Source organism: Ruegeria sp. BC5, assembly GCF_056539205.1.
Genome location: NZ_JBQFUN010000004.1, coordinates 103,868 through 125,892, shown reverse-complemented (window position 1 = coordinate 125,892; position 22,025 = coordinate 103,868). Strand labels below are relative to the sequence as shown.

Genomic DNA, 22,025 nt, shown 5'->3' with positions numbered 1-22,025 from the left:
TCAAACCCCGCAAAACGCTTTGTTTTGGATCAAACAGAGACCTTTAGAGGGTTGTTCAAGCCAAACTCGGGTAGAAAACCGGCGCAGCAGTCTGATTGTTAACCCGCATCAATGGCTCAATGCGGATTTCACGGCGTGACTTTAGATTTCGGTTGCGCCGAACTGACGGAATTGTTGCGCATGGGCAAGCCTCACGCGGTCGAAACAAATGCCCAATTGTCCATCCATCGTGTCAAAGCACTTACAAGTCGCACTTCCAGCGTGCGGATGAAATCAACACTGCGTCAGTATTGCGGGTTGCCGCTGCTACTTCGGCAACATGAAGAACTCTTCCAGTACAATCTTTCCGTCTGCTACTGAATAAACTGCAATCTCACTCAAAGTGATACGTTGCCCAGTTTCCTTCTGCTTTACTTCAGCCTTATATCGCACACTGAAGCGGTTTGGGGGATGAACATAGGGGCCATCGACGTCAAATTCGATGATTTCATGAGCTGCCAGCCAATCCTCTCTTTTCCCTTTGATAGCATCACGGCCTTTGGTGATGCGAAACTGTCGAACCGGAGGCACAACCGCTTCTATGGATTGAGCGTTCTCGGCATACATTTCATCAACATTTGTAAGGCCCCTGCGATCACGCATCGCCTGAACAAATGTTCTTCCAATATCGACTAATTCTTCCATGATAGCCCTCATTTTAGGCATCAACTGTATCACATCTTGCCTTTTCCAATCTTGACGAGGATCAATGAATTAAGATGTTGGCGAAGAATCCAGTTCGGGAACGAGTGGGCAATTAGTGTAGTGGTAAAGAACGGCCCAATTCCCGGCACCGTCATCAGCCAATGCGCCATCTCCTTGCCTCGTGGTCGGTGAGTCACCTCCGCATCCAACTCTCATATCTGACTGATCAACTGGCTCGCATCCCGATCAGCGGACTTAGGCAAGCCTGTGCCGCTTCCCCTTGTGTTGCACCATCATGCGACAACCGATATCGACCACGAAGACAACCATGCTCCTGGCATCTAGACTATTGAGTGCAGGAAAAGCTTGTTTTGGGCTGCACAATTAGACAACGCCTTCAAAACCAACTTAAACCGATCGTTTTGCTCTGGCAGGCGCTGTGATCGAAGAAGTGGGTCTTACCCTTTAGTAGCACCAAGGTAAGCAAACCAGTAGGCCAAGGCGACTCCTCCCGCCCCGCCGACAATGTTGCCCAGAGTAACCCACAATAGATTGGTCGCCGCTGAGAAAACCGGCACAGTTGCCCCCGCCGCCCAACCCTGCGGGAAGAAAAACATGTTCGCAATCGAATGCTCGAGTCCCAGCAATACAAAAGCAGTGACGGGCCACAAAACGGCCAGAACTTTGCCGGCGACGCTGCGGGCGGCAAAGGACAGCCAAACAGCAAGGCATACCAACCCGTTGCACAGTGCGCCACGGGCGAAGGCCTCCATCGGTTCCAACCCCGCTTTGGCATCGGCTATCACCACGGCGGTATTGCCCATCGGCCCCTCGAGCAGGCCGGTCAGAGAGAAGGCCAATGCAAGCCCGAGGGCGCCCACGAAGTTTCCGGCGTAGACGATGCCCCAGCTTCGAAACAGCAGTCGCAGTGGTATCTTGCGGTCGACTGCTGCGATCACCATCAAAACATTGCCGGTGAATAATTCTGCACCACCTGCGATCACCAGGATAAGGCCCAGGGAAAACACCGCGCCACCCAGAACGCGGATCGGCCCCGCAGCGCTGTCTGCGCCAGTAACCGCCATCGTATAGGCCGCTGCGCCAAACCCTATGAATGCCCCGGCCAGCATCGCAAGAACGAACATGGGTGCCATTGGCAACTTTGCCTTTGTGACCCCAGCAGTCTCAACTAACGCCGCAATTTCAGAGGGTTTATGAGCGTCGAACAGGGACGGGGTGTTCATGTCGGGCTCCAAAGTTACCACGGATCTACGTATCAGGGATTGTGCAGCCTATCTTCTGACCTTGAACCAAAGCACAAATAAAAAGGGGAAGTTTATCTATTCCACCACAGTTCGGGTCGTTTCGCCTAACACAGTTTGGTCGCCGGTCATCGCCACAGGCACCCATGACCTCGGTTTCAGCATCCGTTTTCGTGTCACCGTCATGAAGCAGTGGATGTCAGACTCCGTTTTCACGGCCGGGAGTTCAGCGTCACGGGGTAGCCATCGAAACTTAATTCTGCCACGAGATTTCAATGCAAAGCTTATTGATCGTCATCGTTTTTGTGCCGATTGGGACCAAGTTTGAAATTTAGGCAACGGTCAAAACCGCACAAGTGGCATTCCGACTGATGCCTTGAGAGGTGCTCCCTTGAATCAGGCTACCAATGCTTCCCAATCCGCGGCGGCCCGTAACAATTAGGTCAGCTTTGCATTGCTCGGCGCATGCGATGATCTCGTCGACCGGATCACCGCGTTGGGTATGTGTTTGCGAAACTGTCTGATTGTATTCTTTGGCAATCTCTTTACCCGCGGAAATGATCTTGCCTGCTGCCTGCTGAACCTCTTCGTCTGAAGGCATTGTCGTGACGGCGTGATAGCCAGCAACAGCGCCCATTGCGAAAGCCACGGTTTGCGGCTGAGGTGTATGGACAAGGTGAATTTGGGAGCCATATTTGATTGAGATATCACAGGCAACGCGTAGAGCTGCTTCTGACGCCTCTGATCCATCCAAGCCAACCACAATTATTTTGAACATGTCGCACTCCCTCCTTTGTGAGGGGTCAGTATGGGTGAACTTGCAGCAACTAGCATTGACTCAAATCAACACTTTTCGCTGCAAATTCGAGCGTAGCCGTCCGTCCATTTCCAGAAGATTCACGGTAACCGAACAAATTTAATGACCGTTGGAGCTGCAAGCTAGTCGCGCCAAAGGGGCGACAGCGTATTTTTACTGCAAAAAGCCTCCCGCAGGCACTGCTTTGTTCAAAGGGTGTCAATTTGGGCCCAATGATAAAGATCAAGAGTAATGGCGAGAAAAATTGCTATTATGGACGTGCTTTTCAGTCCCTTTGGCGAAGTTGGCAGCTTTCCTACGACACGAAATTCAATCTAATTCCTGAGGATAACGACTATGCAGCCCTCTCCGCCTTGGATTCGCCCAGCTGCAATAGCCGCGGCATTCTTCGGTCTCCTGACAATATTCTCCGGCGGAACGGCCCTGTTTGGGGGTGCCGCCGCTAAAGCAGCAGTTGGAGATGCAGTTCCACTCGTGCTTTGGTTCAATTTTCTGGCTGGATTTGTCTATTTGCTTGGTGCAATCGCGCTCTTTAAATCAACAACCTGGGCAACTCGAATTGCCTGGGTGATAGGCTTATCAACATTACTTGTGTTCGCTGTTCTGATATTAGTGGCACTGTTTGGAACGCCGTTTGAATGGCGAACCGTCGGTGCAATGACCATACGCACTGGATTTTGGCTGGCGATAGCTGTCGCGCTTTCCAGAACCGCATGAGCCGACCAAACGACGCCGCACCCGCGTCCAAAAAAACTTGGCAAGACAGTCACTTTTGATTGAGATCAAGGGCTGAAGCGAACGGTTTCGGCATAGTTGGCGCGCTTTTCGGACAGATTCACGGGAGGATCGAAATGACAGTGCTGATTGCTTACGGCACCATTGAAGGTCAGACTGCCAAGATTGCTCGTTTTATCAACGATGTCACAAGAAAAGCCGGCTACGATACAATACTGATCAACACCGGAGACCAGATACGACACGTGTCCCTGGCAGGTGTGGACAGGGTCATTCTTGCGGCTCCTGTCCATGAACGCCGGCACCCCAAGCTATTCGAAGCGTTTGTTGAAACGCATAGAGACGCGCTTGCGTCCCGGAAGTCGCTAGTGCTTTCGGTCAGCCTAAAGGCGGCTTTTGCAAGAGGCCAGGAAGACGCCTGGGACTATCTTACCGAAATGCTGATGCGTACGCATTTTGAACCTGACCTAACGGCTTTGGTTGCGGGCGCTGTGCAGCCTGACAACTATGGGTATTTTGAAGAAGAGATCGTTCAGCATGTTGTCTTAAAGGATCAAAAGATCGATCCAAGGGACGGTGCTCGGGAGTTCACCGATTGGGACGCTTTAAGGGAAACCGTGGTAACATTCTTGGACAATTGATCCATCCCGTGGCTTAACTGCTGCCTTTCTTCAGTTGTCTTACCTGTAAATGTCGCCGCCACATTGCACCTACGCCAGTTTTAACAGGCGTTCGAATTCACTGAATTCCATTCGCATGCCGCCACCAGCCAGGCTATAAGATGCACGATATGACACTGAACAAGATGGCTATGATTGGGGCCTGAAATATTAAATTAGTGATGCGTGTCATTGGATCTAACTTCTTCGACTATCGTGTCTTGTGGTTATTCTCGAACCAGCCCTTCGAGAAATGTCGCTGGCTGCATCATCAGAACGCGGCCTAGATTGAAACTACAGCGAGCCTGATCCTCCTAAGCCAATCAAACGCTCGTGTTCCAAATCATTCGATGACGGACATGCAAAAGGCCACCATGCTGCCGTTCGCCGCGTCAGCAGCACTGCACCTCACGAGCGGCGGCTATATAGCATAAGCAGACTTTGCAAATCTGCAAAGCCCACCCTCAATCCACAGACGGCGTGATCCGGCTCCATCGCCGATTTTATCAACCCCGTGTGCTTTCAAAGCGGAATTATACGAATAGATTTTGACGCTCGTTTCTAGGCAATAGGCGAGATACGTTTCGTCAGTATCTACTCAGCGTCTCCAGTATTATTTTCCGTGTATTGACGTCGTTGTGGAAAATCCTGCCGGCGAGAAACTCGGACGGAAACTCAGGCCATGTCCTGCGCATTTCAGCGACGAGCCGTCGTGCTTCTTCTGAATTTCCCAACTGATCATACGCAACGGCTTGGAATAAGAGCGAAGGCGCACTGACTGGCGCTCCGGCAGCTGGCGCTCCCTGAAAGGCTTCAACAACACTTTCGTAGTTCCCGAGCATAAGTTGTGAAACGCCCCAGATGTTTCTCGCACCAAACCTCCCAGATCCTGATTTGGGTCTCTCCGGGTTGCTAACCTCGGCAGCAAGTTCCGGGGCGTTAGCCAAGATGGCCGTCATACCTGCAACGTCGAGAATATGGCCATCCTTCGGCGCCAGTTCGACAGACATTCTAGCGTATTTCAATGCCTCGTTTGGCTGGTTTTTGACAGCCAGCACCCAACCATTTGCGCCGTTTGCCCACGCATCAGAGGGGGACAATTCAAGCGCTTTTCCAGACATTTCCGAGGCTTGATTGAAGAGATCATCCCTTTGTGCTTCATCCGGCGACAACACTGCCAGGATCGCCAAGACCTGCGCTGATCCGGCATAGCCGTCGGACAGAGCCGGGTCGAGTTCCCTAGCGTGCTGGAACATTCCCAGCGCTATTTGCTGACGCTTGACATCAAAAACGGGGAAAAACATGCCGCGGGCTTGATCCGCAAGGTTGACCGCCTGGAGTCGTGTCAATGATTGTTCACCAAGCGCCACACGTTCTGCTTGTTCGATGGATCGAGTTGTTGGCACAACCTCCCTGTTATCCTGGCTCATCCAGATGCCAAGCACAGCGATCAATGCAAGAACACCCAGTCCAGCATGCAGCAGTTGCCGCGAACGCCAACGGCCAACTGGATTGTCGCTCTTCAGTTCACTTGATGTGCGGTCTTCGATTGTAGGTTCGAATGAAAACCGCGGCTTGTATCCGCCGGGGTCAACAAAAATGCGAACTCCATTGCCGTCCCAGTGATCTTCGTAGAACTGATGCAAAAGGCGACGCAGCCGCCTTGCCTCAACGCGAACCAGGTTTTGACCACCAGTACCATCTATGCGCCGCCCATAGACCTCAACAGCGATAGCTTTGCCTCTAATCTGAGTGCTTCGACCAGATAGAGATTCCTCGACTATATAGGTGAGAAATTGCGTGAGTCGTGGTGAAGCTTGAAACCCGTCGCTTGATACGATTCGACTCAGAGCTTCCCGGATGAGTTCCGGAGAAGGCTGTTCAACATGTTGATTTACTAGCAAATCGTTGGATTTGTTCAATGTCAACTCACCCCCAGCTCACGGTGACTCACTTGGCCTTTGCGGTCAACCGCACTCATCTTGATTTGAGAATGGATAGTGGGCGTCGGGATTTTTCCAATGACGGTGGACCTGATTGAAGAAATTCCAGAACTTTCCGATGTGCTGTCGAGGCGCATGGAAACGGATGCGCTACTCGGCGAGGTCATCGAAGACCTGAAGAAAGCATCTGCGTTTTCGAAAGACGCATCGATCACGGCCTCAGAACGCGCCGAATGGGCCCACATCAAATCTGAACTCATCAATGAGCTTCGCCGCATGTTGAAGCGCAATATGTGAGCCACTTCTAACTGAGGACCAATCCATGACCAAGGAAGACAATAGAAAAGACCAAGACGACAAACAGGTTCAGGCGTCAGATCAAATTGAAGACCCGTCGCGACGGAGTGTTCTTAAGGGCTTGGCCACTGGAGCGGCTGCGACAGGGGCGGCTGGGTTAGCGGCAGGGAGTGCTGAGGCTCACCAAGGAGACGGCCCCTTGGGAGAAACACTCAAGAACCCATACGGTGGTCGGCCCGCAGGCGGCATCTCGTTACCGGAGTACTTCCGTCCGACGAAGTACATGACTGGTTCAAATGCGAACTATTTTCCACTTAGTGAGGAGTTGGGGCCAGATGAGATGCGCATCTCATTCTGTGGCTCAACACCATATCCGCCGCGTGAAGATCAGGCGGGTACTTGCATCATGGTGGAGTTGGGGAATGGAAAACGGTTCTTCTTTGACTTTGGATCCGGTTGTGTCCGCAACATCATTGCCATGCAAGTGCCGGGGCAACTGATCAACGATATCTTCATCTCTCATTTGCATGTCGACCACTACGCCGACATTCCTTATATCTATCCGTTCCGGGCCTGGTCTGGAGGGTATACACCATTGCGCATCCATGGTCCCTCTGGTCGGACGCCCGAACTTGGCACAGCCGGAATGGTTAAAGGTATGCAACAGATGCTCAAATGGCATCTTGAAGCTTTCGACGTGTTCCCAATTGGTGACGGCTATGAGATCGAGGTCAACGAGTTCGATTTCCGCCAAGAAGGTGGCATCGTTTATGACCAAGACGGTGTGACTGTTCGGTCCTGGCCGCGCAGTCATGCCAAGGACGGCGCAGTTGGTTATCGGCTCGATTGGAACGGTCTGAGCTTTGTATGGACCGGCGATGGACGCCCGGATGAGCTTTCACGGAAATACGGCGAAGGTGTTGATGTCTTTGTAACCGAAATGTCGGGACAGGATATTGGTCAGTTGATGACCTACAAATACGGTATCCCACAGGATCTCTTCAATTACACTATCGATACGCATCACACCTCCCACTATGCCGTGGGTAAGCTCTTTGCGGACACAAGGCCGCGTTTGGGAATGGTGACACACTATACCCAGGACGAAGACATCGACGCTGAAATGCTGGCTGGTATTCGCGCCCACTACGACGGTCTGTTCCAATGGGGTCTCGATGTAGCCGTTGTGAACGTGACCAAGGATGCAATCTGGTACAGGAAAGCTGCACTGCCCGGAAAGTCCGGTACTGTGCCACCATTTCGTGAACTGGCTGCGGCAGCCGAGGCCGGGCGTATTGAGCTTCCGGATGAAATCACATTACCGAATCCGAGGCTCACCCGAGCAGATCAGCAAGACCAGAAGTACCGTGATATGGAGATCGATCCACGCGAATACTACCCAACTGACGTTTTCCGAGCACCTGGCGGGGACTGGCCGCAGGACTTTACCATCAAAGTTTCGGATGTAATCGGCTCGCGTGATGAAGACTGAGAGGAGATCGAACAATGATTGAGTTTGGTTCGACTTCTGCGATCCCCGTAACGATCCTTACCGGCTTTCTAGGAGCCGGTAAGACTACACTTTTGAACCGGATCCTAACAGGCAATCACGGGTTGCGGGTTGCGGTTCTTGTAAATGACTTTGGATCCATAAACGTCGATGCAGACTTGGTGGTCGGCCTCGAAGACGACGTCATGAGCCTCGCGAATGGGTGCGTTTGCTGCTCGATACGAGATGACTTGATCGAAACGGTGGAAGCCGTTCTCGCCCGGCCCGAGAAACCGGAATACATCGTCCTTGAAGCAAGTGGAGTGTCGGATCCGTCATCAATTGCGATGACATTTACCGATCAGAAGTTTCGGGACATGATCCGCTTGGACAGCCTTATGTGTCTGGTCGATGCGGAACAGCTTTTTGCTGCGCCGGAACAAATGGAACTGAAGCTCCGTCAAATCGCGTTCTCAGATATGGTTGTTTTGAACAAAGTCGATCTTGTCGACAGGGCCGCTGTTCAAAGGGTGCACGATTGGCTCGGGTCTCGCTTCCGTCGCTATCGTTTGGTCGAAGCTGTCAATGCGGACGTCCCACTGGATATACTTCTTTCAGTCGGTCGCTTTGCCGCCGAACAGCTACAAACAGAAATACCCGATCATCACGAACATGGACCGGATTGTGGTTGCCACGCCTCTGATCACTCAGACAGCTTCTCAACAACCATGATGAAAGCTGAACACCCGATAAGCTTATCTTCTCTCCGGAGCGCAATTCGAAAGCTTCCGGGCGATGTGTATCGTCTCAAGGGCTTTGTTTTTAGCGAGGAGGATCCAGATCATCGCATTCTCGTTCAGGTCGTTGGAAAACGTATGGACATCTCACGGGATGGAACATGGGGTGACCGCAAACCCGAAACAAGGCTTGTCGCAATAGGCGCACCGGGGGCCCTCTCCGAGGATGTACTTTCGGATACGCTTATGGAGACAGTCTGAAAGCCATGTTCGATCAAGTATTTTGGCTATAAGTCAACCGTGCTGGATAATTTCATCCAGTTCGGCGGCGGCGGACTGAGAGTGGGCCATTGACGTCATTGCCAACCTGGCGGTCTCAAGTGCAAGCCACCCATGAGAAAACGGCCAGCTAAGAGGAGACCGCCTATGAACCTTAGGTTGCTACGCTGCTCCATACTTGCCGGGATTGGTGCCCTTTCTGGTACTGCGTGGGCAGACTCCCAGGAAGAAGAACTAGCAAAGCTACTTGCTGACCCCGTGGCCGCTCTCATTAGTGTACCATTCCAGCTGAACCATGATCAGAATTTGGGTGCCGACAGAAATGGTTCGCATTGGATATTAAACGTACAACCGGTTGTTCCCTTTCATCTTGCGGATGATTGGAACGTCATATCCCGAACAATTCTTCCAATTGCCTCCATAGATGGTGGCCTGCCGGATTCTGGATCCGAGACTGGGCTAGGAGATACTGTTCAAAGCTTATTTCTTTCGCCCAAAAACCAAGTGCGGGCGGTTGGATCTGGGGGGCTGGCCCCGTTTTTCTGCTGCCAACGTCGACAGATAACAGCTTAGGTCTCGGAGAGTGGGGTGCTGGGGTTACCGGCGTGGCACTCAAACAGCAGGGTCAGTGGACATATGGTGGCCTGACAAATCACATCTGGGACATTGATGGTGATACCTACAACAACCAGACGTTCTTACTGCCATTTATTTCCTACACAAATTCGAACGCATGGACGTTCACTTTAAACACTGAGTCCACCTACAGCTGGGAAACCGATCAATGGTCTGTGCCAATCAACGGTGTTGTCACCAAAGTACCCAACTCGGGGATCAACTTATCAGCGTAGGCGGGGGAGTACGCTACTGGGCCGACGGCCCAGATAGTGGACCTGACGGTTGGGGCGTAAGACTTGTAGCTACCTTGCTATTTCCCAAATAGTTGAGCTTTTCCTGAGAGAATACCGCTTACCGGATGCAGGCATTGCGCTGATGAAAGCGAACGGCGGTTTGCTCCGCATCTCGGAGGATGTAGAGCTCGTAATGAAGGTCCGGTTTGGGCTGCGACGGGTCATTGATGCAAAAAGTAGCGAAAGGCGGCAACGAGCCCTTGGTGGCGAATGCTGCGTCGCTCAAAAACGGCCGCATTGCGCAGAAAGCGGGCTATGCAAAGTTCGTCAAACCGCCTCAGCCAGGCTTTGTATTTTTGACACCATCGCTGCAAAGCACTCGACTTAGCCGAGTTGGCGTCGATCATGGGGAGCGGTTTTCTAGTTTCAGCATCGTTGTAGGCAAGAGAATTTGGGAGGGCCGCCTCAATCGCCATAGCGCTCCTAATACTGTTAATGGTGTGACGGTGGCCCGCCAAAGCGCCGTTTTCGTGAAAGGTGCTGCCAAAAGAACCAAGAGACAGGCTGGAGCTAAAATAAGGAAAACCGCTATTGTCATACTTCTTGTCGTTCAGTCGACACTTGAAACATCAGTCTCAATGCGATTGCATTTCACGCACCTACACGGTTGTTTGCAATCAAAGTTCAGCGTCAAAATTGAGTATTGAAGCCAGCAAAGATCTGCCATTTTGCCTGCCCTGGCCCTTTGCTCGCAACTGAGTACTGCGGTTCGACAAAAACGTTGTAGGTGATGTCCTTCTTTTTGAACACTTGCCCGATACCCAAGCCGATTGGCACATTATAGCCGTCCGATTCAAAATCGTAGGTCATTATTGGCGCTGACCTTAGGTATGTCCCTCCACCGAGTTGGTAGAACAGAAAAGGTTGAAAAGCTCCGATATTTACATCCTTTGCATCACTGTCTCCGGCAAAACTGGCTTGCCAAGTCAGAAGGTAACCGTATTGGAATATCGGTGACGACGCATTGAACAATACGTTCGCGATACCGGCTGACCATTTTTTAGATCCAGACCCATCCGTCGAACCTGTTGGCGCGGTTAATTGAGGACCAACACCAAAGCTAACAGCCGGATTTCCAATATCTATAAGGTAAGCGGCAAAAACGTTGAGGTCACCAACGCCCGTCGTTTTCCCACTTTGTGCCGGGAATGAATTTAACGGCAAAGAGGCCCTTAGAACCCAATTTGTGTTCCCCAAGCTCAAAGGTTGCGCATACCTGAGCCAAAACTGATTGCCAGTTTGGTCCGTTCCGGAAATATCGCCAATATAATAGTTCTGAACGTTGACCGCTTTGAAATTTGCCAGCGGATTATTCGCCTGAGCTGCTGCTGAGGCCGCGTCGTTCTCCTGTGCAACCACAGGATTGCCTGTTGTCGTAGATACTCCCAGAAAGACGAAAAGGCTAAAGAAGAACCTGGCAAGGAAATTCCGGGTCGAAGATACATTTGTACCTGAAGCCTTCAGATTGGTCTGCACCTTGCTACTCCTTGCCCCACTCGACTGTGTCATCGAAGTGTCGAGGCGCCGCATAACGACGCCTCAACCATTTGCATCAATTCCCGGTTGGAAGGCTTAGCGAGAACCCGTCTTTTTCCAGCTGGTCTCGCACAGTCTTGAACCGGTGATACTCGGTAAGAGTAATCGGACCAGAATATGACTCGCTCTGAACTGGACGCGGCGGATACTCAATGTAGGTTTTTACCACACGTTCAAGTTCGCCCATCAGCGTCGGAACTGTCCAAGTGTTCTCACGCCCGGTTGTCATGAAGATGTCATAGCGCTCCATGGGATCTTCCCACAGGTTGAACACCTGCGGAACAGTGGCAACGTACTTTTCAGCACCGCGCCAACCCAATTCGGCTGCCGGGGCTTCAGAACCGGCCCGTGCACCATTGTCGCCACGCATGTTGAAGACAGCTTTCCATTCGTTAACGCGCACCGCGCCCGGCGAAAGTTCATTTTCTGTAAAATATGCCCAGGAGTTGCGCTGCGGATCAGCCTCTCCAAACAGGACTGGAGCCATATCGATGCTGTCAAAGATCGTCGGTTGACCTTCCCGGTCTTCGGTCGGCAACGGCACTCCTGCAAGGCTCGCAAAGGTGGCCATCAAGTCAGTACCACCGGTAATGTCGCTAGACTTCGAATCCGGCGCAATTTTACCTGTCCATTTGGCGAAGAACGGTACGCGGTACGCTCCTTCCCGGTCGGTTCCCTTAGTTCCGCGAAACGGTGTCATGCCGGCATCAGGATGAACATCCTGCCACGCGCCATTATCAACAGTGTAAATGATCAGGGTATTTTCCCCAATTCCAAGATCTTCCACCTTGTCGAGGATTTGACCAGTGTGGAAATCAAGCTCGACCACCTTGTCGCCGTACTTGTTCTTAACCGCTGACTTACCCACGAAATCAGGCGACGGCAGGTTAGGCTGGTGGTTTGCAGCCCAGTTGATCGACATGAAGAACGGCTTGTCCAGACCAGCAAGACGCTCCAGTTCCGCCACTGCCTTTTCCGCTCCAACCTTGTCCAACGCAGCTAGATCTGCGGTTGTCATGTCTTCAATGGTCAGCACTTCCTTGGCAGGTTCACCAGCTACACCTTCAAATACGCCAGTGGTGTTCTCTTTATAAAATGCCCTCTGATCGTCGGACATCTGCACATTCCAGTCGTCCAGAGCATAAGTATACGCGTTCAGGTGATAGAGGAATGTATTCTCCATCTTGTCATAGCCATGGGCAATTGGCATGGCATAATCCGCTTCACCGAGATGCCACTTACCCATGAAGTAAGTGTTGTAGTCAGCCTGTTTCAAAACAGACGCAATCGTCCATTCTGCCGCCGGTAGTCCACCACCTTGACCCTGAAAAGCAACCGTCGTCATGCCTGAACGGTTCGGGTAACGCCCGGTCTGCATTGCTGCACGTCCGGGTGTGCAGGAAGATTGAGCGTAGAAATCCGTGAACATCATCCCCTGCTTGGCCATTTGATCAAGGTTGGGGGTGTCCATGCCACGCGCTGCGCCACCATGATAGGCACCAAGGTCCCAATAACCAGTATCGTCAGAAACGATCAGAATGATGTTGGGTTTGCTCCCGTAGGTCGATAGCGATGTCGGATCGAAATCCTGAGCCGTCGCGGAGATCGCAAAAGTACAAAAGAAAGCAGCCAAAGGCGTGGCAACTTGGTGAGGTTTAATCATGTTAGTCTCCTTCTCGGGAAAAGCATCAAAGTTAAGAAATTGCGCCCTTTTAACGGTCTATATACCGTGCAGGACACAACGCGCCTTGGGCTATTCCGAATAGCTTCCTATTCTTATGGGTAGCTCAGACTTTAGGGGCACCGTTTCATCACCCTGAAAATCACAATGATGCGTCGACAGCTTTTAAGTAATCCTGGAGATCGTTTTCGGGAACCTTTTGCGGCGTTTGAAAGTCCAGACCAACGCTCCACCTTTTTGATCGACCTAACCCACGAACAAGACTTGCTTTCCCTGCAAAAAGTATGGCCGCCTCATTTTCATCGAAGGTTGTCAGTGGAAAACGGCAGAGAACCAACAACTCACATTATGTTATTGCGATTCATTTATTTGTCAAAAACTTCGTCGTGTGCAAATCCAGCCCCGGATGTCTTCGTCCTGATAGACCAAAGGCCAACCAAGCACTAACTTTCAATTTGGACCACTTAAATGGGGCAGCTCAGTTCGACCACGCGCTAGAAGCGGCCGTAATCGCGAATTGGGTTGGGCGCACCCAGAGCAGGCCATCGCTTTAGACCGTGTGCATTTTTTGCGCAGCAAGGATTTTGGGACCTTCCTATTAAATGTCCGGTTTGCGCTGTCTGCGGTTCTCCGGTGAAAGCGGGCCAATGGCGGCAAAGTCCGCTGCCCTGCCATCTGAGAAGCGCGTGGGAATGTCCGGTTTGCGCGGTTGGCGGCGTGCCGCGCTTGCATATGCGCGCGGCTTGATCGATTGCGGCTTCGGGCTCTGAGTTCCGCTTCGGCCCCAAAGGAAAATCCTGCTGCCAAAAAGGAAGAACTATGCGTTGCGGATCATTTGTTAGGTTTTGGTGGAGCCTAGGGGAGTCGAACCCCTGACCTCTTGCATGCCATGCAAGCGCTCTCCCAACTGAGCTAAGGCCCCATCAAGGTACTGCCGAAGCAGTGGACGGACGTTTATGAGACGGCAACGGCGAGCGCAAGACCAAAAATGGAATTTGCCAAAAAGTTTCCGACCCGCGTCCGGGGTGGGCATGAGGCGACGCGGGGCCGCCTCTGACCGGTTTTAGTTTTCGTCTTCCGACGACATGTCGGTGATATCGTCCAACGAGACGTTATCGTTGTCGTCGTCATCATCGTCCAGAAGATCGTCGTCCAGTTCGACGTCGACATTGTCGTCATCATCCAGAACGATATCTTCATCCGACGCGTTCTCACGCGCTTTGGCCGAGGCGGCATCTTCCGCATCTGCGGCGATCATCCGGCTTTTGCCGGTCTCAAGCTCCACGATCTCGCCGGTATAGGGGCTGACGATCGGGTCCTTGTTCAGGTCATAAAACCGCTTACCGGTTGTCGGGCAAACGCGCTTTACGCCCCATTCTTCCTTGGGCATGTGAAATCCCCTTGATATCAGGTGAGTCGTATCAACGATTCAGGTCACGTGCCACATGCAGCGGGCACTGTCAAAGCCTTTGCGCAGGAGAAACAGGTATATGGGAGATCACGCACTGCCCGGGACGCCACCGGTGCCACTGACGTTGCGTAAATCGGCGCGAGCGCGGCGGATCAGTTTGCGGATTTCCCAATTGGATGGCCGGGTTACGCTGACCTATCCACAAGGCGTGCCAGAAGCCGAAGCCTTGAGTTTTGCGCGCACCAAAGAAGAGTGGATACGTCAGCACCTGCTGGGCCGTCCTGACCCTGCGGTGGTTCAGTTCGGGCAAACCATCCCGATCGAAGGCACAGAGCGGCGAATCGTGCCTGCCAGCGGGCGGCGCGTTCTGTTACGGGGCGATGAGGTTGCAGTACCCGAGGGTGCCGAGGCACGGCGTCTGGCGCGATTTCTCAAGGAATTGGCGCGTGATCGCCTGACCGGCGCCTGCGATGATTACGCGGCGATGCTGGGACGGTCCTATTCCAGCCTGACCATGCGCGATACACGGTCGCGTTGGGGGTCGTGCAGTTCCGCTGGCGGTCTGATGTTTTCCTGGCGGTTGATCCTAGCGCCGCCTGAGATCCTGCATTATGTCGCCGCGCATGAAGTGGCGCATCTGGTAGAGATGAACCATTCGGCTGATTTTTGGGCGCAGGTCGAGCGGATTTTCGGCGATTACCGCGATCAGCGGCGTTGGCTGCGCGACAACGGGGCGCAACTGCATCAATACAGATTTGATGCGTCCGCGAGTTGACCCTGGGCTCATTTGTGATCACAAGGGGATATGTTGTCAGCGCGTCCCACTGAATCCCATACTGCCACCCATGATCGGGTCTATCGTGTTCTTCGCGCACGCATTATGCACGGTGAAATGGCACCGGGGCAGGCGCTGACCCTACGCGGGATCGGTAAGGAATTTGGCGTCTCGATGACCCCCGCGCGCGAGGCCGTGCGCCGCTTGGCAGCCGAGGGAGCGCTGTTTCTATCCACATCGGGCCGGGTTTCGACGCCTGAGCTGACCAATGACCGGATCGAAGAGTTGGCTGCGCTTCGTGCGCTGCTTGAGGTCGAACTTGCCAGCCGCGCCCTGCCGCGTGCACATATGGCGCTGATTGACCGGCTGCAAAGTATCAACATGAACGTGGCCGAGATGGTCACCAAACGTGATGCCGTTGGCTATATTCGCTCAAACCTAGAATTTCACCGCACTCTGTATCTGCGGGCGCAGGCCCCGGCGATGCTCGCGATTGCGGAAACCGTCTGGCTGCAACTTGGTCCCACCATGCGTGCGCTGTACGGCCGACTGCGGCGGACCGACCCGCCGCATAACCACAAACTGATCATCGCCGCATTGCAGGCCGGTGACGAGCCTGGATTGCGTTTGGCCGTCCGCTCGGACGTGACCCAGGGCCTGAGGTTGCTGGTCAGCTGAGCGGCTTGTTGCCGAAGCCCAGAATTTAAATCTGATTGGCATCGTCGTTCTGGTTTGGGGATTGGGTCTGGGCTAGTCTGGACCAAATCACAACAAGAGCAGTTTTCAGTTATGATCAATCGACGGATATTTTCTTTGGGGCTCGGGTCAGCCCTGTTGTCGGCCTGTTCCACAGGCACCCCCACCAGCACCCCGGCATCCCGGATGCGGCCTGTGCCCAACGCCGGGTGGGATGCGTGGGTTGCCGGTTTCAAGGGCCGCGCGGCGTCGCAGGGGATATCGCAGACAACCCTAAACCTGGCTTTTCAGGGGGCGGGGTACCTGCCCGATGTGATCGAGCGGGACCGCAATCAGGTCGAATTCAAACGTTCACTCGAGGACTATTTGGCCATCGCGGCCTCAGATGAGCGGATCGCAACCGGCAAGCAGATGCTGGTGCGCCACGCAGGCACCCTGTCGCAGATCGAGGCGAAATATGGCGTCGACAAAGAAGTAATCGTGGCCGTCTGGGGCTTGGAAAGCCGCTACGGCGCGCGGCGCGGGGATGTGCCGGTGGTGTCCGCAGTGTCGACTTTGGCTTATGACGGGCGGCGCGGTGCGTTCTTTGAAAAGCAACTGATCGCAGCTTTGCGGATCATTCAAGAGGGCGACACAAGCCCCGCCAACATGACCGGCAGCTGGGCCGGAGCAATGGGACACACGCAGTTCATTCCGACATCCTATCTGGCCTATGCGGTGGATTTCACCGGCGACGGACGGCGGGATATCTGGTCCGAGGATCCCACGGATTCGCTGGCCTCGACCGCGGCCTATCTGGCGCGCGCGGGCTGGGTACGCGGGCAGCCCTGGGGCGGTGAGGCTGGCACTGTATCCGGCACGCCGGTTACAGTTTTGCAGCCGCAGACACCCGGCCCCCGCATTGCGGTGTTCCGCAATTTTCAGGTCATCAAGCGCTATAACAACTCGGACAGCTACGCGATTGGCGTCGGACATTTGTCTGACCGGATTGCAGGCGGTGCGCCGTTTCAGGCCTCATTCGGGCCAGACGCAACGGGTTTGACGCTGGAAGATCGCAAGGAGCTCCAGCGCCGACTGACATCGGCCGGCTATGATACTCAGGGCGCCGACGGGGTGATCGGCAACAACACCAAATCCGCCATCAGCGCCTATCAACGCGCCAGTGGCATGCCGGTCACCGGGGAACCCTCGGTTGCGTTGCTGCGCAGCTTGGGGGGCTGACGGTTTACGCCGCCAGCCCTTTCGAGCCGATATCGAGGAATTTCTGCCGGCGGTCTTGAATTAGGGCCGCCGCGTCTTTGCCGTCCAGTTCTTTCAGCATCAGGGTGATAGCGTCCCGAACGGATTCGACGGTGGCAGGACGGTCGCGATGGGCACCGCCTTTGGGTTCCTGAATGATAAGATCGCAGACGCCCAGTTTGTGCAGGTCCTGCGCGGTCAGGCGCAGCGCCTCGGCGGCCTCCCGCATCTTTTCGGCGTCTTTCCACAGGATCGAGGCGCAGCCTTCCGGCGAGATCACCGAATAGACCGAATGTTCCAGCATCGCGACGCGGTTCGCCGTCGCAAAGGCCACAGCCCCGCCGGACCCGCCTTCGCCGATGATCACCGACACCAGCGGCACGCCGATCTTCAGGCACATCTCGGTCGACCGGGCAATGGCCTCGGACTGACCGCGTTCCTCGGCCCCCTTGCCGGGATAGGCGCCTGCCGTGTCGATCAGAGTGATAACGGGCAGGCCAAAGCGACCGGCCATTTCCATCAGGCGCACGGCCTTGCGATACCCTTCGGGGCGGGCCATGCCGAAATTCCGTTCGATCCGCGATTTGGTGTCCGAACCCTTTTCATGACCAATCACCATCACCGGCTGATCGTTGAATCGGGCCAGACCACCGATGACTGCCAGATCGTCGGCAAAGTTGCGATCGCCCGCCAGCGGCGTGAATTCGGTAAACAGCGCCTCGACATAATCCTTGCAATGCGGGCGGTCCGGATGGCGCGCCACTTGGCATTTCCGCCAGGGGGTCAGATCGCCATAAAGCTCTTCCAGCAGCTTTGCGGCCTTGGCGTCCAGCGCGGCGGCTTCTTCGGCCACGTCCATCTCTTCGTTGGCGCGGGCCAGCGCACGCAATTCCTCGGCCTTGCCTTCAATCTCGGCCAGCGGTTTTTCGAAATCCAGATACTGGGTCATGACGCCTCTCAACGCGGAAGTTCTTTGCTATATGACCTGAGGTTGCGCGGGATGCAACTCAGCAAGATTTGTGGATGCGGAATATGCGACCACGGATAAGCAAAGAGAAGGAAGGTTGCCGATGGCAAACAGCTACGAAGATCGCATTCTGCGCGTCTTGACTTACATCCACGATCACCCCGCCGGGGATCTGTCGTTGGATGCCTTGTCTGATGTGGCTGCGATGTCCCGGTTTCACTGGCATCGTGTGTTTCGCGCGATTACCGGCGAAACCTGCGCGCAAGCTGTCCGCCGGATCCGGTTGCACCGTGCCGCGTGTTGGCTGGTGCAAACCGACCGGTCCGTGGCAGAGATCGCGTCGGCGGTGGGTTATCCTAATCTGAATTCCTTTGTGCGGGCCTTTTCGCAGGCCTACAGCGCCAGCCCGGCGGCCTTTAGAAAATCCGGGCGTTGGCTGGTGCTTAATCGCAAATTGAGAATCGGAGAATATCCAATGCATCCCGTTACAACCCGTACAGAACCCGCCCGCCGCGTAATCGCCTTGGCTCATAAAGGGGATTACGCAGAGATCGGCAATAAGTTTGAGGCATTTGGTGCCTTGTGTGAATCCCGCAACCTGTGGTCTCAACTTGGTCCAGTCATCGGAGTCTATCTGGACAGCCCCGATGATGTGTCACAAGACCAACTGCGCAGCTATGCAGGCGCCGAATTCAAAGGTGGTGACACACCAGAGGGTATGGAAGACGTGCAGATTCCAGGCGGCAAAACAGCTATTCTGACCTACAAGGGCCCATACTCCGGTTTGCACGCGGCGTATCACACGCTGTTCGGGAACTGGCTGCCCGAGTCAGGCGAGGAACCCGCGGACCAGCCGTGCTACGAGATCTACCTGAACGATCCGCGCAACACCGCACCCGAAGAGTTGCTGACCGAAATTTGCCTACCGCTGAAATAGGTCAGTTTGGCCACAGGACCGGGTAGAGCGAGGCGACCAGCAGCACCGCCATGGTCCAGTTGAACACCACCAACCGGCGCGGGTTCGTCAGAATCCGCGCCATCTGCTGCCCCAGCACCGTCCAGGTGCTGACCGACGGCAGGTTCACCGCTCCGAATATCAGCGCCACGATGATGATGGCTTGCATCGTGTGATCTGGCGTGTAGGCCGTAGTAGCCGTCAGGGCCATGGCCCAGGCCTTTGGATTGACCCATTGAAAGGCGGCAGCTTGCAGAAAGGTCATTGGATCACCCTCGGCCATCTTGCCATTGGCCGGGGCCGCATGCGCGATCTTCCACGCCAGATACAGTAGATAGACGACCGAGACGAGTTTCAGCACCGTGTAGCTGACCGGGTATCGGTCAAATACCTGCACCAAACCGGCACCGACCAGCAGGACCATGACAGTAAACCCCAACCCGATCCCCAACATATGCGGGATGGTTCGGCGAAACCCGAAATTGGCCCCCGAGGCCATCAGCATAAGGTTGTTCGGCCCAGGCGTGATGGACGAGACAAAAGCAAAGGCGATCAGGGCCAGAAGGACGTCATAGGTCATGGCGGGGATAATCACTGACAAAACAGCAAATGAAATTGCGTTTTTGTGCGTGTTTGGGGTAATTACACAATTAATGGCGAAGATTGATCACATAAATCAACAAATATTGCGCGCGCTGACAGGTGACGGCCGTATCAGCAACCTGGAACTGGCGGACCGCGTTGGCCTGTCGCCCTCGGCCTGCTTGCGTCGCGTGCAAGAACTTGAGCGCGCTGGCGTGATCACCGGCTACCGCGCGGTATTAAGTCCGAAAGAACTGGGCGTAGGGTTCGTGGGCTATATCGGCGTTGGATTGGGAGAGCATACCAAAGCCGCGCAGGAAGGTTTCGAACGGGCCGTGCAGCATGCGCCCGAAGTGATCGAATGCCACAATATCACCGGCACCATCGAATACTTGCTGCGTGTGGAATGCGCTGATCTTGCCGAGTACAAAACCTTTCACACAGAGGTGCTGGGAACCCTGCCGCATGTGACGTCGATCACCTCCTACGTGGTGATGGATTCACCCAAGGATTTGCGCGCCTGACAGGGAAATTGTGAATTTTAACTGTCTTGCGGGGAAAATCCTCACATCCTAGTGTCACAGCAATGGGAAAACCAAAATGGGGCAAACCCCTCTTATGCCGTCACAGGGAGACGATCATGAAACTTATCAAAGCCGGTGCGCTTGCCGCAGCTATGGCATTGATTGCCGGAGCGGTAGCGTCAGCGCCGCTTAAGCTGCAACCTGCAAGCCCACAACCCAGCCCGCAGGCCGGGTTGAATGTGAAATACTATGGTACAGGCAATCAACACAAGAAGATCCGAGATCTGAGCCAGGCGAAAAGCCTGCTGTCACAAGCGCAACCCGGAACACCGTTGCGGGGGTTGGATTACAGGGACACCAGCAAGGGTGAGGACGTCATGACATTCGACGGCGCTTACAACGTTGCTGCCGAAGTTACTGGGTATATGCGGTTCGACTCGCCGGGGATTTACGAGTTGGAAACGTGGTCAAATGACGGGATTGAGGCTTCGGTTGGTGGTCAACAGATTGGCCGCGTAACCGGTATTCAAGGCTGTGAAGCCAATCAACGTACCGAAGTTGAAGTGCCCCAGGCGGGCTGGTATCCGTTGAAGATCATCTATTTTCAAAAATTGGGATCCTCTTGCCTGATGATGAAATCGGGCAAACAAGGCGAAAAGCTCACCTGGGTGCCCAACGACATCTTCGGGCGGTAACAAGAAGGCGCCCCGCAGGGCGCCTTTTTTGGTCATTAACCAGCGGCGATCAGTTCCGCCTGTGCCACAATCACTTCGGCCTGTTTGATCGAGGCGATATCGACCAGACGCCCTTTGTAGACGGTCGCGCCTTCGCCATTGGCCTTGGCCTGTTCCATTGCCGCCAGGATTTCGCGCGCTTCCGAAACAGCCTCGTCCGAGGGAGTAAAGACCTGGTTGGCCAGTGCGATCTGCTTGGGATGGATCGCCCATTTGCCGACCATACCCAGCGTGGCTGAGCGTTTGGCCTGTGCGATGTATCCCTCATCATCCGAGAAGTCACCAAATGGCCCGTCCACCGGCAGCACGCCATGGGTTCGGCAAGCGGCGACGATGGCCGCTTGTGCCCAATGCCAAGGATCGGACCAGTGCTTTTCGCCTTCGCGCAGCATGTAATAGTTTTCCTGCGTTCCGCCTATGCCAGTGGTCTGCATGCCCATCGATGCCGCGAAATCCGCCGCACCCAGACTCATCGCCTGCATTCGTGGTGACGAGGCCGCGATTTCCTCGACATGGGCAATGCCTGCGGCAGATTCGATGATCACTTCGAAGGATACCGGCTTGGTGCGGCCCTTGGCGCGTTCGATGGCGGTAACCAGCGCGTCCACGGCATAGACATCTTCGGCGCAGCCGACCTTGGGGATCATGATCTGGTCCAGACGGTCGCCAGCCCGTTCCAGCAGATCCACAACGTCGCGATACCAATAGGGTGTGTCCAATCCGTTAATGCGCACGGACATGTACTTGTTGCCCCAATCCACGGTGTTCAGCGCCTCGATCACATTGGCGCGGGCCGCGTCCTTGTCCGACGGCGCCACCGAGTCCTCTAGATCAAGGTTGATCACGTCTGCCGCTGACGCGGCCATTTTCGGAAACAGCTTGGTGTTCGATCCAGGCCCGAACAGCTGGCAACGGTTGGGGCGGGCGGGGGCGGCGGGTTGAAGGCGAAAGCTCATCTGGACCTCGTGCGAGAAATGAAATTACAATTTTTCTGCTCATTGAGGTATTAAATTGCGTGCTTATGCGCAAGCGTCTTTATGCAAGTGCGGCATTGCGTTCGCAGCATTTGCCGCGGAAAGCGATCAAACTGGTGATTAAAGTTTAATCACTGT

At 54.4% G+C, this 22,025-nt stretch carries 22 protein-coding genes and 1 tRNA gene; 12 read left to right on the top strand and 11 right to left on the bottom strand.

What is annotated here, in order from left to right; translation table 11 throughout:
* Positions 1-306: 306 nt before the first annotated feature.
* The 3 genes from ACR0LY_RS12135 to ACR0LY_RS12125 form a co-directional block, all read right to left on the bottom strand.
* On the bottom strand, positions 307-684 hold the full coding sequence (locus ACR0LY_RS12135; protein ID WP_170350268.1) for a nuclear transport factor 2 family protein: 378 nt from the start codon (positions 682-684) through the stop codon (positions 307-309).
* A 458-nt stretch (positions 685-1,142) separates the two neighbouring features.
* On the bottom strand, positions 1,143-1,928 hold the full coding sequence (locus ACR0LY_RS12130) for a formate/nitrite transporter family protein (protein WP_170350269.1): 786 nt from the start codon (positions 1,926-1,928) through the stop codon (positions 1,143-1,145).
* Between the two features lie 349 nt (positions 1,929-2,277).
* Positions 2,278-2,724 carry a universal stress protein gene (locus ACR0LY_RS12125; RefSeq protein ID WP_170350270.1) on the bottom strand — a complete coding sequence of 149 codons (447 nt, stop codon included), beginning with the start codon at positions 2,722-2,724 and terminating at the stop codon, positions 2,278-2,280.
* Positions 2,725-3,099: 375 nt separating this feature from the next.
* Between ACR0LY_RS12125 and ACR0LY_RS12120 the strand changes: the two genes are divergently transcribed.
* Complete coding sequence (locus ACR0LY_RS12120; RefSeq protein ID WP_170350271.1) at positions 3,100-3,480, top strand: hypothetical protein; 381 nt, start codon at positions 3,100-3,102, stop codon at positions 3,478-3,480.
* Between the two features lie 134 nt (positions 3,481-3,614).
* Positions 3,615-4,139, top strand: coding sequence for a flavodoxin domain-containing protein (locus tag ACR0LY_RS12115; protein WP_170350272.1), 525 nt, complete (start codon positions 3,615-3,617; stop codon positions 4,137-4,139).
* A gap of 605 nt (positions 4,140-4,744) precedes the next feature.
* Here ACR0LY_RS12115 and ACR0LY_RS12110 read toward each other — a convergent pair.
* Positions 4,745-6,079, bottom strand: a complete 1,335-nt coding sequence (locus ACR0LY_RS12110; protein WP_170350273.1) for a tetratricopeptide repeat protein — start codon at positions 6,077-6,079, stop codon at positions 4,745-4,747.
* 99 nt (positions 6,080-6,178) lie between these two features.
* Here ACR0LY_RS12110 and ACR0LY_RS12105 point away from each other — a divergent pair, with 99 nt between their 5' ends.
* The 4 genes from ACR0LY_RS12105 (at position 6,179) to ACR0LY_RS12090 (ending at position 10,460) form a co-directional block, all read left to right on the top strand.
* Positions 6,179-6,397 (top strand): hypothetical protein, encoded by a 219-nt coding sequence (locus ACR0LY_RS12105; protein WP_170350274.1) that lies wholly within the window; start codon positions 6,179-6,181, stop codon positions 6,395-6,397.
* Between the two features lie 25 nt (positions 6,398-6,422).
* Positions 6,423-7,889 carry a guanitoxin biosynthesis MBL fold metallo-hydrolase GntH gene (gene gntH / locus ACR0LY_RS12100; protein WP_217353331.1) on the top strand — a complete coding sequence of 489 codons (1,467 nt, stop codon included), beginning with the start codon at positions 6,423-6,425 and terminating at the stop codon, positions 7,887-7,889.
* A gap of 14 nt (positions 7,890-7,903) precedes the next feature.
* Entirely contained in the window at positions 7,904-8,884 is a 981-nt protein-coding gene (locus ACR0LY_RS12095; RefSeq protein ID WP_170350275.1) for a CobW family GTP-binding protein, read from the top strand.
* 1,096 nt (positions 8,885-9,980) lie between these two features.
* Positions 9,981-10,460: a hypothetical protein gene (locus ACR0LY_RS12090; protein WP_170350276.1), complete on the top strand. Its 480-nt coding sequence runs from the start codon at positions 9,981-9,983 to the stop codon at positions 10,458-10,460.
* Here ACR0LY_RS12090 and ACR0LY_RS12085 read toward each other — a convergent pair.
* The 4 genes from ACR0LY_RS12085 to ACR0LY_RS12070 all read right to left on the bottom strand — a co-directional run bounded on the left by ACR0LY_RS12085 (position 10,444) and on the right by ACR0LY_RS12070 (position 14,420).
* Positions 10,444-11,289: a hypothetical protein gene (locus tag ACR0LY_RS12085; protein WP_217360546.1), complete on the bottom strand. Its 846-nt coding sequence runs from the start codon at positions 11,287-11,289 to the stop codon at positions 10,444-10,446. The genes ACR0LY_RS12090 and ACR0LY_RS12085 overlap by 17 nt on opposite strands.
* Positions 11,290-11,365: 76 nt before the next feature.
* Positions 11,366-13,012, bottom strand: coding sequence for an arylsulfatase (locus ACR0LY_RS12080; protein WP_170350277.1), 1,647 nt, complete (start codon positions 13,010-13,012; stop codon positions 11,366-11,368).
* A gap of 864 nt (positions 13,013-13,876) precedes the next feature.
* Positions 13,877-13,952, bottom strand: a tRNA-Ala gene (locus ACR0LY_RS12075).
* A 141-nt stretch (positions 13,953-14,093) separates the two neighbouring features.
* Positions 14,094-14,420 carry a TIGR02300 family protein gene (locus tag ACR0LY_RS12070; RefSeq protein WP_170350278.1) on the bottom strand — a complete coding sequence of 109 codons (327 nt, stop codon included), beginning with the start codon at positions 14,418-14,420 and terminating at the stop codon, positions 14,094-14,096.
* 100 nt (positions 14,421-14,520) lie between these two features.
* Between ACR0LY_RS12070 and ACR0LY_RS12065 the strand changes: the two genes are divergently transcribed.
* From ACR0LY_RS12065 to ACR0LY_RS12055, 3 genes are all read left to right on the top strand, one after another.
* The gene (locus tag ACR0LY_RS12065) at positions 14,521-15,216 is read left to right on the top strand and encodes a M48 family metallopeptidase (protein ID WP_170350279.1); all 696 of its coding nucleotides are present in this window, start codon (positions 14,521-14,523) and stop codon (positions 15,214-15,216) included.
* A 30-nt stretch (positions 15,217-15,246) separates the two neighbouring features.
* Positions 15,247-15,894, top strand: coding sequence for a GntR family transcriptional regulator (locus tag ACR0LY_RS12060; protein WP_170350280.1), 648 nt, complete (start codon positions 15,247-15,249; stop codon positions 15,892-15,894).
* A 111-nt stretch (positions 15,895-16,005) separates the two neighbouring features.
* Entirely contained in the window at positions 16,006-17,133 is a 1,128-nt protein-coding gene (locus ACR0LY_RS12055; RefSeq protein WP_170350281.1) for a lytic murein transglycosylase, read from the top strand.
* A gap of 4 nt (positions 17,134-17,137) precedes the next feature.
* Here the strand turns inward: ACR0LY_RS12055 and ACR0LY_RS12050 are convergent, their stop codons facing one another.
* Entirely contained in the window at positions 17,138-18,100 is a 963-nt protein-coding gene (locus ACR0LY_RS12050) for an acetyl-CoA carboxylase carboxyltransferase subunit alpha (protein WP_170350282.1), read from the bottom strand.
* Between the two features lie 121 nt (positions 18,101-18,221).
* Between ACR0LY_RS12050 and ACR0LY_RS12045 the strand changes: the two genes are divergently transcribed.
* Positions 18,222-19,055: an AraC family transcriptional regulator gene (locus ACR0LY_RS12045; RefSeq protein ID WP_170350283.1), complete on the top strand. Its 834-nt coding sequence runs from the start codon at positions 18,222-18,224 to the stop codon at positions 19,053-19,055.
* A 1-nt stretch (position 19,056) separates the two neighbouring features.
* Here ACR0LY_RS12045 and ACR0LY_RS12040 read toward each other — a convergent pair whose 3' ends face one another.
* Positions 19,057-19,653, bottom strand: coding sequence for a LysE family translocator (locus ACR0LY_RS12040; protein ID WP_170350284.1), 597 nt, complete (start codon positions 19,651-19,653; stop codon positions 19,057-19,059).
* A 73-nt stretch (positions 19,654-19,726) separates the two neighbouring features.
* Here ACR0LY_RS12040 and ACR0LY_RS12035 point away from each other — a divergent pair, with 73 nt between their 5' ends.
* Together ACR0LY_RS12035 and ACR0LY_RS12030 are read left to right on the top strand one after the other, a co-directional pair.
* Positions 19,727-20,179 carry an Lrp/AsnC family transcriptional regulator gene (locus ACR0LY_RS12035; protein ID WP_170350285.1) on the top strand — a complete coding sequence of 151 codons (453 nt, stop codon included), beginning with the start codon at positions 19,727-19,729 and terminating at the stop codon, positions 20,177-20,179.
* Between the two features lie 116 nt (positions 20,180-20,295).
* Complete coding sequence (locus ACR0LY_RS12030; RefSeq protein WP_170350286.1) at positions 20,296-20,874, top strand: PA14 domain-containing protein; 579 nt, start codon at positions 20,296-20,298, stop codon at positions 20,872-20,874.
* Positions 20,875-20,909: 35 nt separating this feature from the next.
* Here the strand turns inward: ACR0LY_RS12030 and ACR0LY_RS12025 are convergent, their stop codons facing one another.
* Complete coding sequence (locus tag ACR0LY_RS12025) at positions 20,910-21,869, bottom strand: L-malyl-CoA/beta-methylmalyl-CoA lyase (protein ID WP_170350287.1); 960 nt, start codon at positions 21,867-21,869, stop codon at positions 20,910-20,912.
* Between the last annotated feature and the right edge of the window lie 156 nt (positions 21,870-22,025).